This window comes from Enterobacter sp. SA197, assembly GCF_054131575.1.
Genome location: NZ_CP096393.1, coordinates 2,409,645 through 2,429,975, shown reverse-complemented (window position 1 = coordinate 2,429,975; position 20,331 = coordinate 2,409,645). Strand labels below are relative to the sequence as shown.

The window sequence follows — 20,331 nt, the reverse complement described above, 5'->3', positions numbered from 1 at the left end:
GCCGATGACAACCCAATACGGATTTTTTATTGATTCCGCCCGCTGCACCGGCTGCAAAACCTGCGAGCTGGCGTGTAAGGATTACAAAGACCTGCCCCCGGAGGTCAGCTTCCGCCGTATTTATGAATACGCAGGTGGCGAATGGCAGGAAGATAACGGTGCCTGGCATCAGAACGTTTTTGCCTACTATCTCTCAATTGCCTGCAACCACTGCGAAGATCCGGCCTGCACCAAAGTCTGCCCCAGTGGCGCAATGCACAAGCGTGAGGATGGCTTTGTGGTGGTGGACGAAACCATCTGCATTGGCTGTCGTTACTGCCACATGGCATGCCCCTACGGAGCCCCCCAGTACAACGCTGCACGCGGTCACATGACCAAATGCGATGGTTGCTACAGCCGCGTGGCTGACGGGCACAAGCCGATCTGCGTCGAATCCTGCCCGCTGCGTGCCCTGGATTTTGGCCCCATCGACGAGCTGCGTAAAAAACATGGGGAGCTGTCGGCCGTTGCGCCACTGCCTGCTGCACGTTTCACAAAACCGTGCATAGTGATTAAACCTAACGCCAGCAGCCGCCCGACCGGGGACACTACCGGCTATCTGGCAAACCCGCGGGAGGTGTGAGATGGGAAATGGATGGCATGAATGGCCGTTGGTGTTATTTACCGTGCTGGGGCAGTGCGTGGCGGGTGGGTTAATTGTGATGGGCCTCGCCTGGATGGCCGCCAGAGATGACGCCGTCAGTCAGCAGCGCATTACCCGCAGTATGTTTTTTCTCTGGCTGCTGATGGGCATCGGGTTTATCGCCTCGATGATGCACCTGGGTTCACCGCTGCGCGCCTTCAACTCCCTTAACCGCATTGGCGCGTCGGCGCTGAGCAATGAGATTGCGGCGGGGTCGCTCTTTTTTGCGATCGGCGGTTTCTGGTGGCTGGTGGCAATGACGGGCAAAATGCCTGCCACCCTCGGTAAGATCTGGCTGAGTGTCAGCATGATCCTGGGAGTCGTGTTCGTCTGGGCGATGACTCGCGTTTACCAGATTGAGACCGTGCCCACCTGGCACACTGCCTATACCACCGCCGGTTTTTTCCTGACGATGTTGCTCGGTGGTCCGCTGCTGGCGGCGTTGCTGCTGCGCCTGGCAGGCACACCCTTTAACGGTGGAACCTTCGCCTCCCTGAGCGTCGCAGCCCTGCTGGCAAGCCTGGCGCTGGTGATGCTGCAGGGCATGAGCCTTGCCGCCGTGCACAGTTCGGTAGTGCAGGCGAATGCACTGGTACCATCGTATGGCAGCCTGCAGGTATGGCGGATGGTGCTGCTGGTCGCGGGTCTGGGATGCTGGCTGTGCCCGCTGGTGATGCGCAGGCAGCCACGCGCGCCGGCTCTGGTCGCCGGGGTTGCGCTGGTGGTGGCGGGTGAACTGATAGGCCGCGGGCTGTTTTATGGCCTGCATATGACAGTCGGCATGGCCGTTGCCGGTTAATGATTTTCAGGAGTGTGCATGTCAGAGACGTTGTATGGCGATGATTTCGCATTCAGCGCCAGAATTCTTGGCGCACTGTTTACGCTACCGCCCGATAATCCGCAGATTAAGCCGGTGGTTGATGCCTTTCTTAGTGGTGACTGGCAGTCGCAGTGGCCGCTGGCAGAGGAAAGCCTGACGCCGCTTGCCCAGGCCTTTATGCGACAGACCGATGAGCCAGTTGAAGCGGCCTGGCAGCGGTTGTTTATTGGCCCCTGGGCGTTGCCCGCCCCACCGTGGGGATCTGTCTGGCTGGATAAAGAGAGCGTGCTGTTCGGCGACTCCACACTGGCTTTACGCCAGTGGATGCGGGACAACCATATCGTATGGGAGACGCAGGAGAACGTACCGGAGGATCATTTTGGCACACTGCTGATGCTGGCCGCCTGGCTTGCAGAAAACCAGAATGAGCACGCCTGTAATGAACTCCTCGCCTGGCATATTCTGCCCTGGTCGGAGCGCTTTCTGGAGGTTTTTGTGCAGGAAGCGCACCATCCCTTCTGGCAATCACTGGGGATACTGGCTCAAAAAACGCTGGCCGACTGGCAATCAAAGCTTAGTGAGCCGGTTGCTCATAAAACCCTTTACCGCTGAGACTATTTAAGAGGCATAAAAGGGCTGTGCGTGACAGTGTCACTTTCAGCCCTTTTTTTTAAGACAATTCTCGCCCTCCGCGCCAGCCGTTACGCTTACTGGCATTCACGAAATCATCAGCAAAATCCGGATCTTAAAAGGCATCACCAAAACTGGAATCCTTCCCAACCGCTTGCTATAGCAAAGAGACCCTGCCGCACATGGCATAACAACAGGCAACGGGTCGTTGCAATAACGCATGCACTCAGGGAGACACACTGCAATGCACACATCCGCACTCACGCGCGCTCTGCTTTTCATCGTGGGGATCGCCGTCGTACTGGCACTTCTGGTATGGGGTATAGGGCTGGAGACAGTCAAAGCCCGCCAGGTTGATTTACTCTATCTCGGGCAACAGCACCTGATTCTGGTGTTCAGCTCAATGTTCTTTGCCCTACTCATAGGTATTCCCAGTGGTATTGGGTTAAGTCGCCCTGCTGCGCGCGGCGTGGCTGAATACGTAATGCAAATTTTTAACGTAGGCAATACCCTTCCCCCGCTGGCAGTCCTGGCTCTGGCGATGGTGGTCATTGGTATTGGAGATACACCGGCTATCATTGCCCTCTTCCTCGCCTCCTTATTGCCCATTGTTCGTAACACCTATGCCGGGCTGTGCTCTGTTCCCGCATCGCTGCTTGAGGCGGCCAATGGCATTGGCATGACCAAATGGCAGCGTCTGCGCCAGGTGGAACTGCCAAACGCGCTGCCGGTTATCCTCTCCGGTGTACGCATCGCCACGGCTATCAACGTGGGCACCGCGCCGCTGGCGTTTCTGATCGGTGCCAGCAGCTACGGCGAACTGATTTTCCCTGGTATTTACCTCAATGATTTCCCGACATTAATCCTCGGTGCCGCAGCCACCGCGCTATTTGCGCTTATTCTCGACACGCTACTGGCGGCGCTGGGCCGCTTCCTGAGCCCGCACACGGCCTGATAACAATAATAAGGAGACAATCATGGTCCTATTTTCCCGCCTGGTGGGTCTGATGACGGCCGCCCTCGTCGTTAGCGCGAGCGCGCAGGCAGCCCCGCTGATTCTGGCGACAAAAAGTTTTACCGAGCAGCACATATTGTCGGCCATGACGGTGCAATATCTGCAAAAAAAGGGCTTCCAGGTGCAGCCGCAAACCAATATCGCCACGGTCATCTCACGGAATGCCATGATCAACAAACAGGTTGATATGACATGGGAATACACCGGCACCTCCCTGATTATTTTCAACCACATCAAAGAGCGCATGACTCCTGAGCAGTCCTATGAAACGGTTAAACGTCTTGACGCCAAACATGGTCTGGTGTGGCTTAAACCGGCAGACATGAACAACACCTACGCTTTCGCCATGCAGCGCAAACGTGCAGAAGAAGAGCACATCAACACCATGTCCGAGCTGGTGGCGAAAATTGAACACATTCGCCAGACCGACCCGAAAAAGAACTGGATGCTGGGGCTGGATCTGGAGTTCTCCGGGCGCAGTGACGGCATGAAGCCGTTACAGCAGGCTTACAACCTGGAGCTGGACCGGCCGCAAATTCGTCAGATGGACCCCGGCCTTGTGTATAACGCCGTGCGGGATGGTTTTGTTGATGCCGGGCTTATCTATACCACCGACGGACGCATTAAAGGTTTCGACCTGAAAGTGCTGGAAGACGATAAAGGTTTCTTCCCCAGCTACGCCGTTACGCCGGTAGTGCGTAAGGATACGCTTGAGGCCAACCCGGGTCTTGAAGAGGCGCTCAATACGCTCTCCAGCCAGCTCAACAACGACGTCATTATTAACCTCAACGCAAAAGTCGACATCGACCATCAAACGCCGCAGCAGGTGGCGCGAGATTTTCTGCGCGATAAGAAACTGCTGTAAGGAGAATTCATGGATACGATCCACTACATGATGGACAACTGGAGCTATCTGGCGAGCCTGACCTTCCAGCACCTGTGGCTGGTACTGCTGGCCGTAGGACTGGCAATTGTAACGGGCGTGCCATTGGGGATTTTGATTGTGCGCCATAAATGGCTGGCCACGCCGGTGCTTGGACTGGCCACGCTGGTGCTGACCATTCCCTCTATCGCGCTGTTTGGCCTGATGATCCCGCTCTTTTCTCTGGTCGGCCAGGGGATTGGTGCCCTGCCCGCCATCACCGCTGTGTTCCTCTACTCGTTGCTGCCGATTGTGCGTAATACCCATACCGCCCTCGACAGCCTGCCGCCAGGCCTCAGGGAAGCCGGACGCGGGATCGGCATGACCTTCTGGCAACGCCTGCGCTGGGTGGAAATTCCAATGGCGCTACCGGTAATTTTTGGCGGCATTCGTACCGCGGTAGTAATGAATATCGGCGTGATGGCGATCGCCGCGGTTATTGGCGCGGGCGGCCTTGGGCTGCTGTTACTCAATGGCATCGGCGGCAGTGATATTCGTATGTTAATTGCCGGTGCGCTGATGATCTGTTTGCTGGCCATCGTACTTGACTGGCTCCTGCACCGTTTACAGGTGGTTCTGACACCGAAGGGGATTCGATAATGATAAAACTGGAAAATCTGACCAAGCAATTTCAGCAAAAAAAACGGCCAGACAATGAAAGCGGTCGACAACGTCAACCTTAACGTGCCGGAAGGCGAAATGTGTGTTCTGCTGGGGCCGTCCGGCTGCGGTAAAACCACTACGCTTAAGATGATCAACCGCTTGATCATGCCAAGCAGCGGCAAGATTCTGATTAACGACAAAGACACCAGCGAGATGGATATTGTCACCCTGCGTCGCAACATTGGTTATGTGATTCAGCAGATAGGTCTGTTTCCCAATATGACCATTGAGGAGAACATTACCGTTGTGCCGCGAATGCTGGGGTGGGACAAAGCCCGTTGCAAAAGCCGTGCGCAGGAGTTGATGGAGATGGTGGCGCTGGATTCGAAAAAGTTCCTGCATCGTTATCCACGTGAAATGTCCGGCGGTCAGCAGCAGCGCATCGGCGTTATTCGCGCCCTGGCAGCGGATCCGCCGGTTCTGCTGATGGATGAGCCTTTCGGTGCCGTCGACCCGATCAACCGTGAAGTGATTCAGAACCAGTTTCTGGAGATGCAACGCGCCCTGAAGAAAACCGTGATGCTGGTCAGTCATGATATTGACGAAGCGCTTAAGCTTGGCGATCGCATCGCGGTGTTCCGCCAGGGACGGATTGTCCAGTGCGCAAGCCCCGATGAGCTGTTAGCTAAGCCAGCGAATGAATTTGTGGGCTCATTTGTCGGTCAGGACCGCACCCTCAAACGGCTGCTGTTGGTCAGCGCAGGTGACGTAACGGATAAACAACCGACGCTCACCGTACGGGAAACCACCCCAGCCGCTGAAGCCTTCGCGCTGATGGATGACAATGATGTCCGCGCCATTACGGTGGTGGATGGTGAGGGTAAACCCTTAGGTTTTGTGAAGCGTCGTGAAGCTCGTGGGGCGCAAAATTTTTGCGCTGATCTGCTCCACCCGTTCCGCATTACCGGCAAGGCGGAAGACAATCTGCGCATCGTGCTTTCACGTTTATATGAGAGCAACACCAGCTGGATGCCGATTGTCGACGAAGGGGGGCGTTATAACGGTGAAATTTCCCAGGATTACATTGCAGAATACTTAAGCTCAGGCCGCACGCGCCGCGAGCTCAATATTCATACCGAGGTGTAATCTGCTTCCGACAGTCCCTCGTTGCAGGGAGAGGGACTGTCTGGAGGGCAAACCCGGTGGGTTACGCCAGAATGCGCTCCGCCACCAGCATCCCTTTTGCCATCGGCAGATTAATATAGTGCGCCAGATCTCGTTGTTCCGCGCGGGGTAAATAGGGTAACTCACCTACCAGAGGCGCAGGTAACTTGCGGCTCAGTACATTAATGATTTCCGCATAGTGCGCCAGACCCGGATTAATGCGGTTTGCCACCCAGCCGATCAATGGCAGTCCGTCGCCGGCAATCGCCTGCGCGGTTAATAAAGCATGGTTAATACACCCTTCCTGGATGCCAACCACCATCACCACCGCCATCTGTTCCTGCACAACCCATTCCGAAAGGGGCCGCAGATCGTTCATCAGACTACGCCAGCCGCCGGTGCCCTCAACGACCACGTGGTCCACGCTATCACACAGATGAGAAAGCCCACTGGAGAGAAGGCTGTAATTGATAGGTAAACTATGCGCCACACTGCTTTCATCCTCACTCAGGGCAATGGGATTGACCGCCGAGTAAGGCAGCGCAATGGAGGAGACGCTTTGCAGCACCATAGCGTCTTTATTACGCAGGCCTTCCGGTGTCTCTTTACTCCCTTTAGCGACGGGCTTGTAACCCGCGACGGTTCTGCCACTCGCCGCCAGCGCCTGAAGCAGTGCGCGGGACACTACTGTCTTCCCGACAGAGGTATCAGTACCCGTTACAAAGAAACGCTTAAGCATCGCTAACTCCACCGTTTTGCTACGAAAATATACATCAGGAAAATGATTCAGTGGCGGAAGTCTACGCCAGGCATCTGTAGCCCGGCTTGAGATAGCGCAATCTTTGTCACGACAGTTAAAAAATGTTAACCCTGTAACAAACGGATAAGGAGTGAACCGTTATACATCGCATCTTTTACCAGCGCGGCCCCGGCCATTGTGCCCTGGTTAGTGAACTGCGTGCTTTCAACGGCAATGTGTTTGCTGTATGCCGGAAGCGACTGCTGCCGGATGCAGTCAGCAATCGCGGGGAAAAGGATGTCAGCGGCTTTGCTCAGCGGCGAACCAATAAGGATTTTTTGCGGATTGAATAAATTCACCATGATGGCGAGAATGCGCCCCACGTTAGCACCAACACCGGTAATGATATCTTTAGCCAACAGATCACCCTGACGGGCGGCATCACACAGCGACTCAACCGTCAGCGGCTGCTGATGCAGCATCGAACTCATCGACTGACTCATGCGAAGCTGTGCCAGTTCAAGTACGCTTTCCACGCTGGCGATAGTTTCAAGGCAGCCGTGGTTACCGCAGTAACACCGCTTGCCATAGGGATCCACCTGCGTATGACCAATCTCGACCAGGCTGCTGCTACCAGCATGCAGCAGACGGCCATCGGTGATGACCCCCGCCCCCACGTTATGGTCGATAACCACCTGAATCACATCACGCGCGCCGCGTGACGCGCCAAACAGCGCCTCTGCCATCGTCCAGGCACTGATATCGTGCTGCACATACACTGGCACGCCGGTGTGCTTTTCCAGCGCCTCCCCAAGAGGCATATCTTTCACGTCCTCGTAAAACGGCATCCGGTGCACGATGCCATTTTCGGTATCAATAATACCGGGCAGCGTAATGGCGATAGCGGTCAGTCTTTCCAGTCTTTGCGTATGGCGGGTGAAGAACGTATCAATGTGATTGATAATACGGTGCAGTAAAGGGGTGTCATCGTCCGGAGCAAGCGCAAGCTGTTCTTCAACCACCAGCTTACTGCTGAGATCGCGCAGGGAGAGAAAAATTTCACCGCGACTGATGCGCAATGAAAGGTAGTGCCAGGCTTCAGTTTCGACCATCAACCCGACGGCCGGGCGACCACGGCTTCCCGGCTCCTGAATTTCAGTCTCCTGAACCAGATGTGCTTCCAGCATTTCGCGCACAATCTTGGTAATACTGGCCGGCGCTAACTGAGCCAGACGTGAAAGATCGATGCGCGACACCGGGCCAAGCTGATCAATAAGGCGATATACCGCCCCCGCGTTGGTTTGCTTAATTTGATCAATATGACCAGGCTGACTATCAGCAACCACCTCTGACTCCCTTTATTTTTGAGCTCGAAATAAACTTTTTGATATGGTGAAACACTTCATGAGTCGCCGTCAAATATTTACGTAGCCTTGTGATTTACAGCACATTTTACAGGGTCTTGCTGTGTGTTTTTTACCCATTCACCGCAGAAATGAGTTTTTCTTTGAAACGCTGTGCCGCATTTCCTTGTTCACGGTGTTTTGCCCATACCAGCCACATTTCAGAAATTGCATCCTCTTCCAGGATAGGAACCCAGCGAATCTCATTGAGCTGAATCCGACGAAATGAGGCAGGCAGAATCGACACCCCAAGACCCGCGGCGACCAGTCCGACAATGGTCATCGCTTCTCCAACCTCCTGCGTGATGGTTGGGGTGAGTTGGTAGCGGCGCAACAACCCGAGAATATCGTCATAAAGCCCGGTCCCCACGTGAGGGTCGAAAAAAACAAAAGGTTCTCGTGCCAGCTCCACCAGTGACACGCCGGGCCTCATCGCCAGGGGATGATCCCGGTGAATCATCGCCAGAAGGGGTTCCCGCAGAATAACCTCCCAGGCCAGCGTCTCCGGCAGCTGCGTATTGCGCATCAGACCCAGATCCAGCTCACCTTCGTTCAGGGGGGTAAACTGCGCACGGGTGTTAATTTCTCGCGTCTGGATATGCACATCCGGGTAGCGCTGGCGAAAGGTAGAGAGGGTATCTGAGACCGCTTTGATAAAGGGCGCAGAGGAGGTAAACCCTATGCGTAACTCGCCGGTCTCCCCATGATGCAGACGTGCAGCCCGGGCCGCTGCCTCATCCACCTGACCCAGAATTTGCCGACAGTCAGCCAGAAACTGACGTCCCGCCGGGGTGAGGGTCACGCTGCGATTCGTGCGGGCCAGAAGTCGTGCGCCAATCTGCTGTTCCAGGATCTGAATCTGCTGGCTAAGCGGCGGTTGCGAGATGTTTAAGCGTGCCGCTGCATGACCAAAATGAAGCTCTTCGGCGACCGCCACGAAATAACGTAAATGACGCAGTTCGATATTCATACTTTAAACATATCATTTGAGATTATTAATATATTAGACAGAATATTTCTTCTTTCATATCCTTACCGTTATCCCCGTCTTGTCGGGATACCTGTAAGGACAAAAAGTGAGCCGTATATCTACCGTCGATGCGCTTCCTGCACAAACCGTCGACGACACCCTACCCGTTTCACCGCCTCCTTTTATTAAACGTGGCACGCCGCAGTTTATGCGCGTCACCCTGGCCCTCTTTTCAGCCGGCCTTGCAACCTTTGCCCTGCTCTACTGCGTGCAGCCCGTTCTCCCGGTGCTCTCGGTAGAGTTTGGCGTTTCGCCTGCCAGCAGCAGCATATCATTGTCGGTTTCCACGGCGATGCTGGCCACCGGCCTGCTCTTCACTGGCCCGCTTTCTGACGCCATCGGACGCAAAAAAGTCATGGTGACGGCGCTGCTATTGGCCTCCTGCTGTACGTTGCTCTCGACCGTGATGACGAGCTGGCACGGTATTCTGTTGATGCGCGCCCTGCTGGGGCTATCGCTGAGCGGCGTGGCGGCCGTCGGCATGACCTACCTGAGTGAAGAGATCCACCCGAGTTTTGTGGCCTTCTCAATGGGGCTTTATATCAGCGGCAACTCGATAGGCGGGATGAGCGGCCGTCTGCTGAGCGGCGTCCTCACCGATTTCTTTAACTGGCGAGTCGCGCTGGCGGCGATAGGCTGCTTCGCCCTCGCCTCGGCGCTGATGTTCTGGCGTATTCTCCCGGAATCTCGGCACTTTCGCCCGACTCCGCTGCGCCCACGCACGATGTTGATCAATTTCCGTCTCCACTGGCGTGATCGTGGTTTACCTCTCTTATTCCTCGAAGGTTTCCTGCTGATGGGATCCTTTGTGACCCTGTTCAACTACATTGGTTACCGGCTGATGGCGGCGCCGTGGATGCTCAGTCAGGCGATTGTCGGCCTGTTATCGCTGGCCTATCTGACCGGAACCTGGAGCTCGCCGAAAGCCGGGGCAATGACGGCAAAGTATGGACGCGGCCCGGTGATGATAGGCTCAATAGCCATAATGTTGAGCGGGGTTCTGTTAACGCTGGCCTCGTCGCTGGCGGTCATTTTCGCCGGTATGCTGCTGTTTACGGCGGGTTTCTTCGCCTCACACTCGGTCGCCAGTAGCTGGATTGGCCCGCGCGCGCGACGTGCCAAAGGCCAGGCGTCCTCCCTTTATCTTTTCAGCTACTACCTTGGTTCAAGTATCGCCGGTACGCTCGGCGGGGTGTTCTGGCATCACTACGGCTGGCACGGCGTCGGCGGCTTTATCGCGTTGATGCTGGTAGTGGCACTGTTGGTCGGCAGGCACCTTCACCGCCGTTTGCGCAAGGCGCCTCATGGCAGGTTACCCGCGGCAGGGGTTTCCCCGCCTCTCTAACCGCCTCTCTCCCCCGGTTTGAGCCAGCCTTTGCTGCGCAACTGCTACACTCAGTGGCGTATATCAAACGGGGGATACATGAAATTAGGGTTTGCGTGTAAGTTTCTGGATGCGGAGTTCAAACAGCCTTTTCCTTTTAAATCAACCACCCGAACGCGATTTTTGGGTTCAGACAGTGAGACCAGGGCCAGGCTACTGCATACGCTGTCAACCACCAATCTCCGCCACCTGTTACTGACTTTCGAACAGCTCGCCAGCCAGCCTCCGGCGCTTCGGATGATGCGTATCGGAAGCGACCTGCTGCCACTTTATACCGTGCCGGAAGCCACCTTACTCTATCAGGAACTGTTGCCCGATCTGCTGCCGCTTTTCAGCCGCTGCGGCGAGTGTGCACGGGCCAATGGGATCCGTCTCTCCTTCCATCCTGGTCAGTATTCCGTGCTGGCATCAGAGAATCCGTTAGTGGTTGAACGTGCCCGGGAGGATGTGGAATACCACGCACTGTGTGCGTCGCTGATGGGGTATGGCAGGACGTTTGGGGATTTTAAAATCAATATTCACATGAATGGCAAAGCGGGATTCAGTGGATTTAAAACCGCCTTTGGCAGCCTCAGCCCTGAAGCAAGGCGTATGCTGACGGTTGAAAATGATGAGATCTCCTGCTCGCTGGATGACGTGTTACAGGCGCAGGATTTATGCCCGATCGTGCTCGATATTCACCATCACTGGGTGAAAGAGAACGCCTTTATTCAGCCTGACGATCCGCGTATCGCCCGCATTATGGCCTCCTGGCGCGGCGTGCGTCCGGTTCTGCACTACTCGATTTCACAGGAAGGATTGATTCCTGAACACGGTTTTCCCGATCAGCAAGCGCTCGGCGTGCCAAAGACAAAACTGCGCGCCCACTCTGATTTTTACTTTAATCCGACCCTCAATGACTGGGCGCTCTCATTCACAGATTTTGACATCATGTGTGAAGTCAAAATGAAAAACCTGGCGCGTGACGCGCTCTGGCTGCAAGCCACCTCAGCAAAAGGCGATGCTCAGTAATGTTTAATCATGCACATTTATGCTTTATTTGCGCCGGAATAGCTTGCCTTGATGCTCGGTTGTGATAGTTTTGAACCTCTCAGCGCACTCGTTATCAGGAATGAGCATGAACACAAATCCGGTCGGCGATATTATTCTGACGCAAGAGGCCATCGCCCGCGGTGTGAGCGATGTCGCCGCCGCCCTCAATCAACATTTTACCGAAGCCGTGGTGATTACCGTTGTACCTGGCGGAACACTGTTCACCGCCGACCTGACCCGTCAACTGACATTCGATATAGAGATGGATTATCTCTCCTGCCCGCACACGCCCGGCGACAGAGATAATCAGTCTGACATCGTTTATCACCAGAACATTCCGCTACAAGGTAAGCACGTCATTATTATTGATGATGCTATTGAATCTGGCGGCACCATGAAGCGTCTGGTGGAATACCTCTCTGAACACTTCGCCCCGGCTTCGCTATCCGTTGCCGTGCTGTTTGTTAAACCAGGGCGGGTAGCTATTCCGGTGAAACAGTATTATGCGCGGGAGATGGAAAACGATGATTTGCTGATTGGTTATGGTTTGCCCTGGGAGGGAAAATATCGCAATCTGCCGTTTATCGCCCGCCTGATAAAGCCCTGACTCCGCCTCTACCTTTTTATTCGTTTTCGGTGGTGCGCTTATTTGCGCACTACCGAGCTGCTGTGCAGTAGGCTGGCGCAACGGGTCACTTTTCCGGACAGGTTTGTCGGTGGCTGAAGCGGCGTTAACTGCCAGCACTTTTTTGCTATTCTTTTGCCTCGCGCTTTACTCCACTTTTCAAACCTAAGCTGGTACGCATGAAAAACAATGAAAACTATCTCTCCCTTACCCGCACATTCAGTCGTTTAAGCAAATTCTCCCACCTCTCCGCCATCGCCGGATGGGACATGTTCACCATGATGCCACCCGGCGGTAGCACCGCGCGCGGTGAGGCGCTTGCGGAACTTGGCGTGTTACAACACCAGATCCTCACTGACAAACGCGTCGCCGGGTGGCTGCATAATGCCCTGTCAGAAGATCTAAATGACGTGGAACAAGCCAACCTGCGCGAGATGACCCGTCATTATGAGCAGGCGGCACTGCTGCCGGAAAGCCTTGTCGAGGCCAAATCACTGGCGGGCAGCCAGTGTGAACATGCATGGCGTAGCCAGCGACCGGCAAACGACTGGGTGGGTTTTAGCGCCAACCTGAAAGAGGTGGTGAAACTGAGCCGCCAGGAAGCGCACCTGCGGGCGCAAGCCAAAGGCTGTTCGCCTTACGATGCCCTTCTGGACATCTACGAGCCGGATATGACCAGCGCCCGTCTGGACGTGCTCTTTGCCGACCTGAAATCCTGGCTGCCGGATCTGCTGGCAAAGGTCGTTGATAAGCAGTCTCGTGAAAACCTGATCGCGCCGCAGGGCCCGTTCCCGACCGCCACTCAGCGCGAACTGGGGCTGGAAGCCATGAACCTTCTGGGCTTTGACTTTAACGCCGGGCGACTGGACGTCAGCGCCCATCCGTTCTGTGGCGGCGTGCCGGAAGATGTGCGCATTACCACCCGCTATGATGAAAACGAACTCCTCAGCGCCCTGTTTGGGGTGGTTCACGAAACCGGGCACGCCCGTTACGAGCAAAACCTGCCGCAACAGTGGCGGGGTCAGCCGGTATCGCTTGCCCGTTCAACGGCAATCCACGAATCCCAGAGCCTCTTTTTTGAAATGCAGCTGGGCCGCAGTGAGCCATTCCTGAAGCGGCTGCTTCCCGCTATCGTCCAGCGTTTCGGCGCACAGCCTGCCTTTGAGGAGGGTAACTTCATCGCGTGGAACCAGCGCGTGAAACCCGGCTTTATCAGGGTGGACGCCGACGAAGTCAGTTACCCGGCGCATGTGATCCTGCGCTATGAAATTGAACGTGCGCTGATAGATGGCGACATCGAAGTGGACGACATTCCGGGTTTGTGGAATGAAAAAATGCAGGCCTGGCTGGGCCTGTCCACGGAAGGCAACTACCGTAACGGTTGTATGCAGGATATTCACTGGACCGACGGCGGCTTTGGCTATTTTCCCTCTTACACTCTGGGCGCCATGTATGCCGCGCAACTGTTCAGCGCCGCCAGAACCGCACTACCGGGGCTGGATAATGCCATCGCCAGCGGCGATTTTTCCGCCCTTTTCGACTGGCTGCGCCAGAATATCTGGCAGCACGGCAGCCGCTTCTCCACAACACAGCTGATTGAGCAGGCCACCGGGGAAGCCCTGAACAGCCATTATTTCCGCGATCATTTAACCGCGCGCTATCTGGGCTAAGCGGGCGCCTCCTGCACTCTTCCCGGGAAGGGCTGAGGAATCCCCAGTACTATGACGTTTTGCAGCGATATCACGGCGAAATGAGAATAAAACCGTCACCGCGATGACTGGGTCCGGCTGGAAATCGATGAGGCATTGACGGCTGACCGGGGCCGCCCGCAGGGAAGCGGGCGGAGGGGATAGCCTACAAGGATCCAGGCGGGTCCCCGACCCGATAGTCAGACGACATAAGCATCATGGACCGCGAAGGGGCGATTTTCCTGACCGGGAGCCCGGGTCGCCAGGGTGACGGCGGTGAACCACCCTGGCACGTTCCCGGATTCTGGCGTGACAGAAAAGCAAGGAACATAAGGTGAACGGGATGACCACAAGCGCCGCAGGTTTCCCCTCACCCTGGTCCTCTCCCCAAAGAGGCGAGGGAACTTTCCGTGCTCGTATTATTTTGTGGGGATTCCTCGGCATGAAGGGGGCTGGAGGCGGAGAAACCTGCTGCGTTCCCCTCTCTGCTACCCCTGCCTTCCTCTGGCCTCGCCTTTGTACATAAGGTTACACGCCGATACCAATGACTCACGGAAGCCTCGCAATTACAGGGATATAGTGTTTTCAACGGCCCCGCGTGGGGTTAAATGAAAACCAAATTTGAGGATATCAGCATGAAAAAAGTATTAGCCCTGGTTGTTGCTGCTGCAATGGGTCTCTCTTCTGTTGCTTTCGCTGCTGATGCTGCCACCACAACAGCGGCACCTGCTGCGACCACTACCACCGCAGCACCGGCTGCTAAAGCGCCAGTGAAAAAAGTTCACAAACACAAGAAAGCCGCTGTGCAGAAAGCCCAGGCTGCCAAAACCACTAAGCATCATAAAAAACACGTAAAACACGTGGCAAAACCGGCCGTTGAGCAACAAGCCCAGGCAGCCAAAACCACTAAACACCATAAAAAACACGTGAAACACGTGGCAAAACCGGCCGTTGAGCAACAAGCACAGGCCGCTAAAACCACTAAACACCATAAAAAACACGTGAAACACACGGCAACTCAACCGGCGGCTCAGCCAGCGGCATAAGTTGCAATGTGATTCCGGCCTGCCGTAAAGGCAGAGTCTGGCACCGGCGCTGAACCTGTGGGTGAAGCGCCGTTTTTTTCCGAGGGGTCTATGCTGCGACGTTACCGTTTTGAAGTGATTCTGCTGATGCTGATCCTCTGCGCGCTCATCGCCTTCCGGTTTTATCTTTCCTGATGTAGCACGCTGATTTTATTCCCGCTTTTCATCCGTCCCGTCTATAGTTAATTACCAGGGTTTACTTAAAAAATCATAATTACCCCTTTCAGAGTGAGATATGCGAAAAACCGCTGTGCTATTACTGGGATCGATTTTTCTTTTCTCTGCCTCCGGTCATGCTGATGAAGACCTCATCAGTGCCCGCGATGTGAAAACCCTCTTTTTCGGGCAGGATGACAGGGTTCCCGTCGCGTCCCCGACGCGCGCGCCCTGGGATGCTATCGGCCAACTTGAAACGGCGAGCGGCAATCTGTGCACGGCCACCCTCATCTCTCCCCATCTGGCGCTCACTGCGGGTCATTGCCTGTTAACGCCACCAGGCGGTAAAACGGACAAAGCCATTGCCCTGCGTTTCGTGTCGCAAAAAGGGAGCTGGCGTTATGAGATCCACGGCATTGAAGGGCGCGTGGATGCGTCACTCGGTAAACGACTGAAGGCGGACGGAGATGGCTGGATTGTTCCCTCCTCAGCCGCCCCCTGGGATTTTGGCTTGATTATTTTACGTAATCCGCCCTCGGGCATTACGCCATTACCGATTTTTGTCGGCGACAAAGCGGCGCTGACGGAAGCACTCAAAGTGGCCGGGCGTAAAGTCACCCAGTCAGGCTATCCGGTCGATCACCTGGACAGGCTCTACACCCACCATGACTGCGTGGTGACCGGATGGGCGCAAAACAGTGTGTTATCGCACCAGTGCGACACGCTGCCCGGCGACAGCGGCTCACCGCTCATGCTTAATACGCCGGAAGGCTGGCAGCTTATCGCAGTTCAGAGCTCGGCACCGGCGGCAAAAGATCGCTGGCGGGCAGACAATCGCGCCATTGCAGTGACCGGTTTTCGTGACAAACTCGACGCCCTGGCCCACTAGCCCTGTCCCTGCTTTTGCTGCTGGCGCAGAGTTAACATATGCGCCAGCGGCAGGGGTTCACTAAAATAGTAGCCCTGCAGCTGGTCGCAACCGGCAAGCCGTAGCAGTTTCATCTGTTTTTCGTTCTCAACCCCTTCGGCCACCACCAGCATCCCCAGCGCACTGGCGATGCGAATAGTGCCACTGACCAGCGCGGAGGCCTGTTCATCATCATCCACCAGCCCTGCCAGAGATTTATCAATTTTGATGGTTTCGAAATGAAAGCGGCGTAAATAACCGATGCTGGAATAGCCGGTGCCAAAATCATCCAGCGCGACCGCAGTACCCAGTGCTTTTAGATTGGTGATTGCCGAATGCGCACGTTCCGGGTTCTCCAGCACATAGGTTTCGGTCACTTCCAGCTGAAGTCGGCCGGCCGGGAAACCGGTGGTTTGCAGGGCGCTCGCCACTTTGTCTTCAAAGTCCGGGTCGCGAAACTGCGCCGGGGAGATATTTACGGACAGTTTCAGGTCGCCGAAGGGTTGCAGATCGCTGCAGGCGCGACGCAGAACAAACTGCCCGAGGGCATAAATTAAGCCGCTGGTTTCGGCAATAGAGATAAAGTCATCCGGTCTGAGTTCACCTGCCGGACGGCGCGGCCAACGGACCAGCGCCTCCACGCCCGTCATCACCAGGGTGCGGGCATCGACAATCGGTTGATACCAGACGTCAAATTCGTCCCGTTCCAGGCCACTACGAATATCGTTCTCAATCAGCAGTTGCCGCTCCCGCGCGCTGTTAAGCTCGGCGTCATAATGGGTGACGCGCCCTTTACCGGTATTTTTAGAATGGTACATGGCGATATCCGCGCGGCGGAAAAGCTCGGAACTGGAGCTGGTCATCAGAGTGCCGCTGGCGATACCAATGCTCGCGCCTATATGAATGGTCCGTTTGCTGACCTTTATCGGGGCATTCAACGCATTCAGTGCGTTTGCTGCAAACTCATTCGCTTTCTCTTCTGCCCAGGGGCCGCTGATGGTCATGGCGAACTCATCTCCGCCCATGCGCACCAGCGTCCCGTCGGTCGGGACTTTTTCCTGCAGGATCTGCGCGATGGTGATAATTAACCGATCGCCCACATCATGGCCATAAATGTCATTGACGTCCTTAAAGCCATCCAGATCGATAAACACCACGCTGATGCGATTGGTGTCGCCCATCATGCTGAGGTGATCCAGTTTTTCAATTAATGCGCGGCGGTTAGGCAGTCGGCTGAGCCAGTCGGTAAGCGCAATACGGCGGGCGATTTTTTCCCCTTTCGCCAGTTTGTACAACCCGGCGCTGCTCAGAACGATAAACAGCAGAATCAACCCTGAAGCAAGCATGGCTATCTGACGGATGTTGTCCGCAGCAGCTTTTGCCGCTTCGGCTCCCGGCAGTCGTGGATCCCAGTTCAGCCAGCCCAGCACTTCCCCCGCTGCACTTTCAAGCGGAACGCTGGAGAGCTCCCCCTTCTGTTTACTGAGCGTTAAATCCGCTATCTGGAAGGTGTCTCCCAATTCGTGCAGAATTTCGCTATTGAGATGGCGGGTAATGACCAGATAACGGCGCGCTGAACCCACATTCTCTAAGTGCCCGTTTACAGGTCGAATTAAGCTGATACCTACAAAGGCCACCCCCGCGCGCGTACGTGTAATACCAGCATAAATGTCATTCTGAACGTGAGGGCTGGCGAAATTATTGCGAATCAGGGCCTGCATGCCACTGCCAAAAAAATCCAGGGACGTTTCATTAAAACGCGTGCGACGAAACGATCCCCACAGTACGTTGAAATTTTCATCAAGCACAAAGGCGCCGTCATAAAGCGAATTGATTTTGAGCCCTGTGCCCCAGGTATTGTAGAGCCAGCCGGTATCGAGTTGCGGTCGGTAGGTTTCGTGAACGGCGTCATCCCAGACCGCATTATCAATCACCAGTGATTTCATCCGGTTTACCGATGTCTGAATTGCTCCCTGCACGGAGAGCGCCGTGCGGTGTTCGTCAATTTCATTGGCTTTGGTGCTGATGAGGTGAAGGGAGAGATACAACAAGGCGACGATAGATATTATCAGTCCAATTCCTGCCAGAAAGACCATGACAAACAGGGTTTTTGCCTGAGGAATATTACGCCAGCTAAACGGGTTAAACATTCACACCTCATCTCCTGGGCGAAGAAACATTCATTATTGTTGTAGGTAAGCTTAAGCGTAATACAGTGCAGGAAATTCGCTGCCCTACTTCGGGCAGCGAGAGTATCAGGCAAGTTTAATCAAAATCATCCCCAAAATTAAGAGAATAACGCCCGCCCAGCCTCTTTTATTCAGACGCTGGCCAAACAGGATCCAGCCTGCTGCCAGGGTGGCGGCAATACCAAAACCGCCCCAGAGCGCATAGGCGACCGACAGATCGATGCCTTTGACAGCTTGCGATAACGCGCTGAAGGCGGCCAGTACCGCTGCAAGGGAGCCAATACCGAACAACTTATGGCGAAAACCGGCGGATAATTTCAGAAATATATTGCCGACAATCTCAAGGATGATAGCCAGTGCCAGCCAGGCGGCGTGAATCCATTCAAACTCTTGCATCATGATGCTCCCGGTTAAGGGATTTACCACTGCGGGTTCCTGATTTTATCAGGACAATACCGCACACCAGCGTTGCAAGCCCGGCGACTTTCAGTGTGGTGAGGGTTTCACCAAAAATCACCACACTGCATAGGGTAATCAGTAAAATACCGATACCTTCCCACAGGGCATAGGCTACCCCCAGCGCGATTTTCTTTACTGCAAAGGAAAGTAAAATATAGGAAACGGCGATCATTATCAGCATCAAAATAAAACCGGCGTTGCCGCCAGACTCTGTTGCCCATTTCATAGACAATGTGCCAGTAATTTCAGCCAAAATGGCCAGAGCTAATAATATCCAGTAAAACATGACGCTTCTCCTGCTTGAGAATAAAACAGCAAGACTTACCCGCACGGGAAGTCAGAACTAAATAAAAAATCAGGCAGAGAGAAGAGAACTACAGCGCGCTGCGCCAGTGTTGTTCACCGCACAGTGGGCAGATAAGAAAAAGAGGAAGGGAACGAGCAGAAATAAACACCCTGAACAGATTATCCATAAAATTACACTTTCCGCGCATTGCTTCTCATCGTGGCGGAACGATTGTCCTCAGTAGTCAAACACGCCATACATTTAACATGAAAGCGAAATGACTCACAAGTGATTTTCAATTCTTTACGTGTAGCACTGTGGCGGTTGGGGGTATTTTTCAGCGTCCCTCAGCATCTGAAGGACGCGTTGAAAATTATATCAGATCATTGCCCGTTTTTTTCTTCGAGCGTTTTATCCTCGGCCAGTAGATTCCAGGACGAGATAAACAGGCCCGCAATCATAGGTCCAAGTACAAAACCGTTAATACCAAAGAACTCTAACCCGCCAAGCGTAGTGAGTAATATTAAATAATCCGGCATTCGTGTGTCTTTACCCACCAGCAGGGGACGCAGAATATTGTCAGCAAGCCCGACAACAATCACAAAATAGAGCGTCATCGCAATAGCGGTTCCCGTTTCACCGGTTGAGAAAAGAAAAATCACTGCCGGGATCCAGATGATTGCCGTCCCGACCGCCGGTATCAGGGACATAAAGGCCATCAGCGCCGCCCACAACAGGCTGCCGTTAAAGCCCGCAAACCAGAAGGCTAACCCACCGAGCCCGCCCTGAACAATCGCCACCACCAGCGTGCCCTTCACCGTTGCCCGTGAGACACCGGCAAATTTATGAAACAGACGACGTTTAATTTTGTCCCTCAGTGGAATGGCATCAAATATTTTACGTACCAGTTTTGCGCCGTCTTTAAGTAAAAAGAACAGCAGGTAAACCATCATACAAAAACCGATGGTCAGTCCGAGGGTATTCTTACCAATAATAACCGCGCTCCCTGCCAGGTAACGTCCGGCCCCGAGTGCCGCACCGGAGATTTTTTCCCGAATCGCGCTTACCGAGTCAAAATCATTATCCTGCAGGTAACCTTTTGCCCATCCCGGTAAATAACTGATGCCATCGCTCAGTAATTGCGGCAAATCGGTGGTGTTGCTTTGCAGACGCTGATAGAGGGCATTAAGTTCAACAATCAGCGATGAAATCACAATCATCAGAGGAATAAAAACAAGAACGCATATCAGCAGTACGGTGAGTAATGAAGCAATGCCGTCTCGTCCACGCAACAGAGCACTGAGTTTAATACGTAGCGGGTAAAAAATTAGCGCCAGAATCACGGCCCAGATAATGGCAGAATAATAAGGCTTGATCAGCGTAAAAAACGCCACGCTTACCAGCAGTAACAGCACAATAAAAAAGAAATTATTCACTTTCAACGTCGTCATCTTCGCCATCCATTGGTTAAACTGTTGTTAAGTGTAGTTCCTATCTTATTGATTGTAAAAA

Annotated in this window: 20 protein-coding genes and 1 pseudogene; 14 read left to right on the top strand and 7 right to left on the bottom strand. The window is 54.4% G+C overall.

Going from position 1 to position 20,331, the window contains the following annotated elements; genetic code table 11:
• The first annotated feature begins 4 nt into the window (after positions 1 to 4).
• The 7 genes and pseudogenes from M1D91_RS11410 to osmV all read left to right on the top strand — a co-directional run bounded on the left by M1D91_RS11410 (position 5) and on the right by osmV (position 5,818).
• A complete protein-coding gene (locus tag M1D91_RS11410; protein ID WP_437434052.1) occupies positions 5 to 622 on the top strand; it encodes a DMSO/selenate family reductase complex B subunit in 618 nt (205 codons plus the stop codon).
• Between the two features lies 1 nt (position 623).
• Complete coding sequence (locus M1D91_RS11405; RefSeq protein WP_437434053.1) at positions 624 to 1,481, top strand: dimethyl sulfoxide reductase anchor subunit family protein; 858 nt, start codon at positions 624 to 626, stop codon at positions 1,479 to 1,481.
• A gap of 18 nt (positions 1,482 to 1,499) precedes the next feature.
• Positions 1,500 to 2,114 carry a Tat proofreading chaperone DmsD gene (gene dmsD / locus M1D91_RS11400; protein ID WP_437434054.1) on the top strand — a complete coding sequence of 205 codons (615 nt, stop codon included), beginning with the start codon at positions 1,500 to 1,502 and terminating at the stop codon, positions 2,112 to 2,114.
• 262 nt (positions 2,115 to 2,376) lie between these two features.
• Positions 2,377 to 3,087 carry an osmoprotectant ABC transporter permease OsmY gene (osmY, locus tag M1D91_RS11395; RefSeq protein ID WP_437434055.1) on the top strand — a complete coding sequence of 237 codons (711 nt, stop codon included), beginning with the start codon at positions 2,377 to 2,379 and terminating at the stop codon, positions 3,085 to 3,087.
• A gap of 22 nt (positions 3,088 to 3,109) precedes the next feature.
• Positions 3,110 to 4,012: an osmoprotectant ABC transporter substrate-binding protein OsmX gene (gene osmX / locus M1D91_RS11390; protein WP_437434056.1), complete on the top strand. Its 903-nt coding sequence runs from the start codon at positions 3,110 to 3,112 to the stop codon at positions 4,010 to 4,012.
• Positions 4,013 to 4,021: 9 nt separating this feature from the next.
• Positions 4,022 to 4,669: an osmoprotectant ABC transporter permease OsmW gene (osmW, locus tag M1D91_RS11385; RefSeq protein WP_437434057.1), complete on the top strand. Its 648-nt coding sequence runs from the start codon at positions 4,022 to 4,024 to the stop codon at positions 4,667 to 4,669.
• Positions 4,669 to 5,818: pseudogene (osmV, locus tag M1D91_RS11380) on the top strand (osmoprotectant ABC transporter ATP-binding protein OsmV). Before osmW ends, osmV begins: the two are co-directional and overlap by 1 nt.
• Before the next feature lie 61 nt (positions 5,819 to 5,879).
• Here osmV and bioD read toward each other — a convergent pair.
• From bioD to M1D91_RS11365, 3 genes are all read right to left on the bottom strand, one after another.
• Positions 5,880 to 6,575 (bottom strand): dethiobiotin synthase, encoded by a 696-nt coding sequence (gene bioD / locus M1D91_RS11375; protein WP_437434059.1) that lies wholly within the window; start codon positions 6,573 to 6,575, stop codon positions 5,880 to 5,882.
• Between the two features lie 125 nt (positions 6,576 to 6,700).
• Positions 6,701 to 7,921, bottom strand: a complete 1,221-nt coding sequence (gene mlc / locus M1D91_RS11370) for a sugar metabolism global transcriptional regulator Mlc (RefSeq protein WP_437434060.1) — start codon at positions 7,919 to 7,921, stop codon at positions 6,701 to 6,703.
• A gap of 130 nt (positions 7,922 to 8,051) precedes the next feature.
• Complete coding sequence (locus tag M1D91_RS11365; protein ID WP_437434061.1) at positions 8,052 to 8,948, bottom strand: LysR family transcriptional regulator; 897 nt, start codon at positions 8,946 to 8,948, stop codon at positions 8,052 to 8,054.
• Between the two features lie 106 nt (positions 8,949 to 9,054).
• Between M1D91_RS11365 and M1D91_RS11360 the strand changes: the two genes are divergently transcribed.
• The 7 genes from M1D91_RS11360 (at position 9,055) to M1D91_RS11330 (ending at position 15,867) form a co-directional block, all read left to right on the top strand.
• Positions 9,055 to 10,353 (top strand): MFS transporter, encoded by a 1,299-nt coding sequence (locus tag M1D91_RS11360; protein WP_437434062.1) that lies wholly within the window; start codon positions 9,055 to 9,057, stop codon positions 10,351 to 10,353.
• Between the two features lie 78 nt (positions 10,354 to 10,431).
• The gene (locus M1D91_RS11355; RefSeq protein ID WP_437434063.1) at positions 10,432 to 11,403 is read left to right on the top strand and encodes a UV damage endonuclease UvsE; all 972 of its coding nucleotides are present in this window, start codon (positions 10,432 to 10,434) and stop codon (positions 11,401 to 11,403) included.
• Positions 11,404 to 11,509: 106 nt separating this feature from the next.
• Positions 11,510 to 12,031 carry a phosphoribosyltransferase gene (locus M1D91_RS11350; protein WP_437434064.1) on the top strand — a complete coding sequence of 174 codons (522 nt, stop codon included), beginning with the start codon at positions 11,510 to 11,512 and terminating at the stop codon, positions 12,029 to 12,031.
• A gap of 197 nt (positions 12,032 to 12,228) precedes the next feature.
• Positions 12,229 to 13,719 (top strand): carboxypeptidase M32, encoded by a 1,491-nt coding sequence (locus M1D91_RS11345; RefSeq protein ID WP_437434065.1) that lies wholly within the window; start codon positions 12,229 to 12,231, stop codon positions 13,717 to 13,719.
• A 653-nt stretch (positions 13,720 to 14,372) separates the two neighbouring features.
• Positions 14,373 to 14,783, top strand: coding sequence for an acid resistance repetitive basic protein Asr (gene asr, locus M1D91_RS11340; protein WP_437434066.1), 411 nt, complete (start codon positions 14,373 to 14,375; stop codon positions 14,781 to 14,783).
• A gap of 90 nt (positions 14,784 to 14,873) precedes the next feature.
• Positions 14,874 to 14,957 carry a small membrane protein YdgU gene (gene ydgU, locus M1D91_RS11335; protein WP_457976332.1) on the top strand — a complete coding sequence of 28 codons (84 nt, stop codon included), beginning with the start codon at positions 14,874 to 14,876 and terminating at the stop codon, positions 14,955 to 14,957.
• A 100-nt stretch (positions 14,958 to 15,057) separates the two neighbouring features.
• The gene (locus tag M1D91_RS11330; protein WP_437434067.1) at positions 15,058 to 15,867 is read left to right on the top strand and encodes a trypsin-like serine peptidase; all 810 of its coding nucleotides are present in this window, start codon (positions 15,058 to 15,060) and stop codon (positions 15,865 to 15,867) included.
• Here M1D91_RS11330 and M1D91_RS11325 read toward each other — a convergent pair.
• The 4 genes from M1D91_RS11325 to M1D91_RS11310 all read right to left on the bottom strand — a co-directional run bounded on the left by M1D91_RS11325 (position 15,864) and on the right by M1D91_RS11310 (position 20,270).
• Positions 15,864 to 18,035, bottom strand: coding sequence for a bifunctional diguanylate cyclase/phosphodiesterase (locus tag M1D91_RS11325; RefSeq protein ID WP_437434068.1), 2,172 nt, complete (start codon positions 18,033 to 18,035; stop codon positions 15,864 to 15,866). The genes M1D91_RS11330 and M1D91_RS11325 overlap by 4 nt on opposite strands.
• A gap of 105 nt (positions 18,036 to 18,140) precedes the next feature.
• Complete coding sequence (mdtI, locus tag M1D91_RS11320; RefSeq protein ID WP_437434075.1) at positions 18,141 to 18,470, bottom strand: multidrug/spermidine efflux SMR transporter subunit MdtI; 330 nt, start codon at positions 18,468 to 18,470, stop codon at positions 18,141 to 18,143.
• Entirely contained in the window at positions 18,457 to 18,819 is a 363-nt protein-coding gene (gene mdtJ, locus M1D91_RS11315) for a multidrug/spermidine efflux SMR transporter subunit MdtJ (protein ID WP_437434069.1), read from the bottom strand. Before mdtJ ends, mdtI begins: the two co-directional genes overlap by 14 nt.
• Positions 18,820 to 19,202: 383 nt before the next feature.
• A complete protein-coding gene (locus M1D91_RS11310) occupies positions 19,203 to 20,270 on the bottom strand; it encodes an AI-2E family transporter (RefSeq protein WP_437434070.1) in 1,068 nt (355 codons plus the stop codon).
• Between the last annotated feature and the right edge of the window lie 61 nt (positions 20,271 to 20,331).